Below are 4550 nucleotides of genomic sequence, written 5' to 3' on the forward strand. Positions count from 1 at the left end.
GCGCATACCCACCTCCTGAGTGACTCACACCCAGGCTGACAGTCAGGGGTGGACGAAGATCGCGAATGTGGCCAGGAATCGCAGATGGTCACGGCGTACGGGTGGGGGAGGCGGGATCGTTGGTGGCGTTGCCCTCTGTCACGTTCGGGGCCGTCTCCTTCTGGAACCACACGACGGGCAGCACACAGATCGCGACGACGGCGATCATCGCGCCGGGCGCGGGTGCCCAACCAGTCGAGTCGATGAGCTTCTGCCCGACGAGCGGCGCGAACCCGCCGAAGATGGCGGTCGCCGTCGTGAATCCGAGCGCCATGCCCGACATGCGGGCCTTCGACTTGAACTGCTCCGCGATGGCCGACGCGGCCACGGCGCTCCACCCGCCCGCGACGGCGGCGAGCACGAGGGCGCCCGCGAGCGCCGCGCCCGTCGAGCCGTTCGCCATGAGCTGGAACATCGTCAGCGACGTCACAGCCGCGAGAACCCCGAAGATGAGCAGGATGGGACGGCGGCCGAAGCGGTCGGCGGCGAGGCCCGCCAGCGGCGTCACGAGGATGACGGCGATCGCCGCCGCGGTACCGAGCCACAGGGCGTCGGACTCGCTGAACTTGCCTGCGGACTGCAGGAACGTCGGCGCGTAGCCGATGCCGACGTAGTACGTGATCGACCCGAGCGCCGAGATGGCGAAACCACGCCACACCGCGGCGGGCTCGGTCTTGAGCACCTCGACGAGCGGGTTCTTCGACTTGTCCGCCTCGGATTCCTCCTCGAACACGGGCGACTCCTCCATGCGTGAGCGCATGAACAGGGTCGTCGTAGCCATCGCCGCGCCGATGAAGAACGGCACGCGCCAGCCCCAGGAATCGAGGTCGTCACCGACGAAGTACGACGTCGTAATCGCCGAGAGGCCGACCGCCAGCAGGCCACCGATCTCGCTCGCCGCGGAGGCCAGCGACGTGACGAAGCCGCGGCGGTGCGGTTCGGAGCCCTCGACGAGGTACGTCATGACGCCCGAGTACTCGCCGCCGACGCTGAACGCCATGAGGGCGCGCAGCGCGATCATCAGGTAACCCGCCATTGGCCCGATGGAGGCGTACGTCGGCAGGCAGGCCGTCGCGAGCATCGCCAACGTCATGAGGGCCATGGAGATGAGAAGGACGGGCTTGCGCCCGATGCGGTCGCCGACATGGCCGAAGAACGCGGCGCCGACGGGGCGCATCAGGTAGGTGCCGGCGAAGACCAGCAGCGTCCATGCGGTACCGCTCGTGCCGCCGCCGAAGAAGACGCGCGAGATGACCGTCGTCAGGTACAGGTACAGCGTGAAGTCGTACCACTCGATGACGGTCGACGACCCCGCGACGGCGAGCGACGTCTTGCTCAGCGGGCGATGGGCGTCGAGGGCGCGTGGCGCGTCGACGGGGATGGCTGCCATGGGAGATCCCTTGTGCTGGAGGCGTCCTTGGCTCGGGTGGTGCATCGAGCGTCATGGTGCGAGGGCCGGGCGCCAGGGGCGAATAGGTGACCTCCAGCCAAGCACGATGATGCGACGAATGCCACGCCCGTGACAGTGGCATGTGAAGGTTCGCAACCTTTGCGCGTAGACTGGATGCTTCGTGCAGGTGGCCGACTCGCCCCTGCGCCTCCCCTCGAATCGGAGCGCCCCGCGCTCGTCGTGCGCCCGGCGCGCGGCAGCGCCGAAACGGGCAGCACACGTCGTCGAACGACGCCCTCCGATCTCGGGAACGCGTGGCGCATGAGAGTCGGACGATCGTCGAGATGCGAGATCGCCTGCGACGCGCGGATTCACCGCGCGGGCTTTCACCATCGATCGTTCGTCTTTCCATGCAACCTCTCCAGGAGTCATCTGTGCCCTCGTTCTCCGATCTCGGCGTGCCCGCCGTCCTCGTCAAGACCCTCGACAAGCTCGGCATCGACACGCCGACACCCATCCAGGCCGCGACGCTGCCCGACTCGCTCAAGGGCCGCGACGTCCTCGGCCGCGGCCGTACCGGCTCGGGCAAGACGTTCGCGTTCCTGCTGCCGCTCGTCGCCCGTCTCGACGAGACGCGCTACGAGATCGACGCCTACCGCCCGCGCTCGCTCGTCCTCGCGCCGACGCGCGAGCTCGCCAACCAGATCGCCGACTCGCTCAAGCCGCTGGCCGCGGCGGCCGGGCTGTCGTACACGACCGTCTTCGGCGGCGTCGGGCAGAACCCGCAGGTCAAGGCTCTCAAGGCGGGCGTCGACGTCCTCATCGCGTGCCCCGGGCGTCTGGAAGACCTCATGGGCCAGGGCTTCTGCGACCTGTCCGACGTCGAGGTCTGCATCCTCGACGAGGCCGACCACATGGCCGACATGGGCTTCCTGCCCGGCGTCAAACGCATCCTGACGAAGGTGCCGCGCGAGGCGCAGCACCTGCTGTTCTCCGCGACGCTCGACGGTGGCATCGACGTGCTCGTCAAGAAGTTCCTGTCGAACCCGGTGACGCACCAGGCCGATTCGGCGCAGTCGCCCGTCGCGACGATGGAGCACCACGTCTTCGCCGTCGACTCCGACTCGCGCATCGACGTGCTCACCGACCTCGTCTCCGCACCCGGACGCACGGTCGTGTTCACCCGCACCAAGCACGGCGCGAAGAAGCTCGCGAAGCAGCTCGCCGGCCGCGGCATTCCCGCCGTCGACCTGCACGGCAACCTGTCGCAGAACGCTCGCGTGCGCAACCTCGACGCGTTCCACTCGGGCGCCGTCGAGACGCTCGTCGCGACCGACATCGCCGCGCGCGGCATCCACGTCGACGACGTCTCACTCGTCGTCCACGCCGACCCGCCCACCGAGCACAAGGCCTACCTGCACCGCTCGGGCCGCACCGCCCGCGCCGGCGCCGCGGGCACCGTCATCACCCTCATGACGCCGGATCAGCGCGGCGACGTGAAGTCGCTGCTGCGCATGGCGAAGATCAACGCAACGACGACGAACGTCACTGCCTCGCACCCGCTGCTCGAGAAGCTCGCGCCCGGTGAGCGTCGCACGATGAGCGCCGACGAGGTCGCCGCAGCACTGCCCACCGCACCCGTGCAGGAGCCCTCGCGCAAGAAGGCTCCGAAGGACGGCGGCGAGCAGCGTCAAGGCGGACGTGGCCAGGGCGGACGCTCCGGCGGCCGCAACCAGGGCGGAGGACGCTCCGGTGGCCGAGGCGCTCAGAGCGACGGCCGCGGCGGTCAGGACGGCGCCGGCCGTGACAACCAGGGCAGCGGACGCTCCGGCGGCGCTGCGACCGGTGGTCGCGACGGCAACCGGGCGGGCGGGCGTCCGTCCGGTGGCTCGGGTTCACGGAGCCAGGGTGGCTCGCGTGGTGGTTCGGGTGCGCGTGGCCAGGGTGGCTCGGGTGCGGCAGGACGCTCCGGCGGCGCTCGTCGCAGCGGCGGTGCAGCCGGGTTCTCGTCGAACTCGCGCGCCGGGCGCTGACCCTCCCGCGATTCCCGTCCACATCGGCGAACGGCGTCCACATCGGCGATTCTCGTCCCCTTGTGCGCTTTTCGGTCACATCTGCAGATGTGACCGAAAAGCGCCCATGGTTACGGGCGTCGATCACAACCCTGCGGCGTCGAGGGTCTCGGCCATGATGCGCTGACCGTCCTCGACGGCACGTCGCTGCACGTCCTGAGCGCGGCCGACGACGGAGATGCGCGCGACGTCGGCGGGCGGCGCCACCTGCGTCACCCGGTCGTCGTGCGACATGAGGTGCTCGAGCTCCTGCTTGCGCAGGTTGCGGCGCGTCCAGGCCGCGCTCGCGCCGGGCGCGTGACGGGACATCCACCGCGCGACGAGTCGCTTCTCGACCGCCTTGTCGCGGCTCAGATCCAGCGACGGCGCCTTGGTGCGCAGCACGAGCACGTGCGTCGCGCCCTGGGCCAGTGCTGTCTCGACGGGGATGTTCTCCGCGATCCCGCCGTCGATGAAACGTCGCCCGTCGATCTCGACAGGTGCGCCGCCGAGAACCGGCAGCCGCGCCGTGGCGCGCAGTGCGTCCTGCAGGCTTGCCTTGTCGTGGATCATCGGCGCCAGGTCGACCGCGTCGCCACTCGCCGCGTCGGTGGCGATGGGGTGGTACTCGACATCGCTCGCGAGGATCTCCTCGAACCCCATCGGCGTGACGTTCTCGTACAGGTCGTAGACGATGACGTCGGTGTCGACGACGGGTTTGCGACGCAGCGCGTTCGACGGGCGGATCGTCGCATTCATGCTCTCCGGCGCCCACCAGCCGTGCAGATTGGCCCGGGCGCGGCCACAGATCAGCCAGGCGCCGTTGAGAGCTCCGGCCGACGCGCCGTAGACCGCATCGACGGTCGTGAGCAGGTCGCGAGCCTCGAGCTCGGCCACCATGCCGCCGCCGTAGGCCGCGCGGGAACTGCCGCCTTCGAGGACGACGGTGACGCGCGCGTGGTCGTGACGCCGCAGGGGCTGGCTCGAGTTGTCGCGCCGGTGGCGCATGACGTCGAGGACGGTCTTCACGGTTCCCCATCCTGACGCGCGTCGGCCCCACGGGCCAAACG

At 69.8% G+C, this 4550-nt stretch carries 3 protein-coding genes; 1 reads left to right on the forward strand and 2 read right to left on the reverse strand.

All coding sequences use genetic code 11. The annotated features are described in order from the left end of the window. Positions 1 to 88: 88 nt before the first annotated feature. Complete coding sequence (locus AX669_RS07525) at positions 89 to 1429, reverse strand: MFS transporter (protein WP_062257597.1); 1341 nt, start codon at positions 1427 to 1429, stop codon at positions 89 to 91. Between the two features lie 410 nt (positions 1430 to 1839). On the opposite strand from AX669_RS07525, the gene AX669_RS07530 reads away from it, so the two are divergent. Further along, positions 1840 to 3462, forward strand: coding sequence for a DEAD/DEAH box helicase (locus tag AX669_RS07530; protein WP_062257599.1), 1623 nt, complete (start codon positions 1840 to 1842; stop codon positions 3460 to 3462). A 123-nt stretch (positions 3463 to 3585) separates the two neighbouring features. Here AX669_RS07530 and AX669_RS07535 read toward each other — a convergent pair. Then, on the reverse strand, positions 3586 to 4550 hold a 965-nt coding region (locus AX669_RS07535; protein ID WP_231729483.1), incomplete at its 5' end, for a patatin family protein.

This window comes from Dermacoccus sp. CCH2-D9 (genome assembly GCF_001556795.1).
Classification (GTDB): Bacteria; Actinomycetota; Actinomycetes; order Actinomycetales; family Dermatophilaceae; genus Dermacoccus; species Dermacoccus nishinomiyaensis.

What these genes read in the sequence shown, in the direction of transcription:
- AX669_RS07525 (WP_062257597.1), bottom strand. Translation starts at nt 1,429, where the DNA reads ATGGCAGCCATCCCCGTCGACGCGCCACGCGCCCTCGACGCCCATCGC.
- AX669_RS07530 (WP_062257599.1), top strand. Translation starts at nt 1,840, where the DNA reads ATGCAACCTCTCCAGGAGTCATCTGTGCCCTCGTTCTCCGATCTCGGC.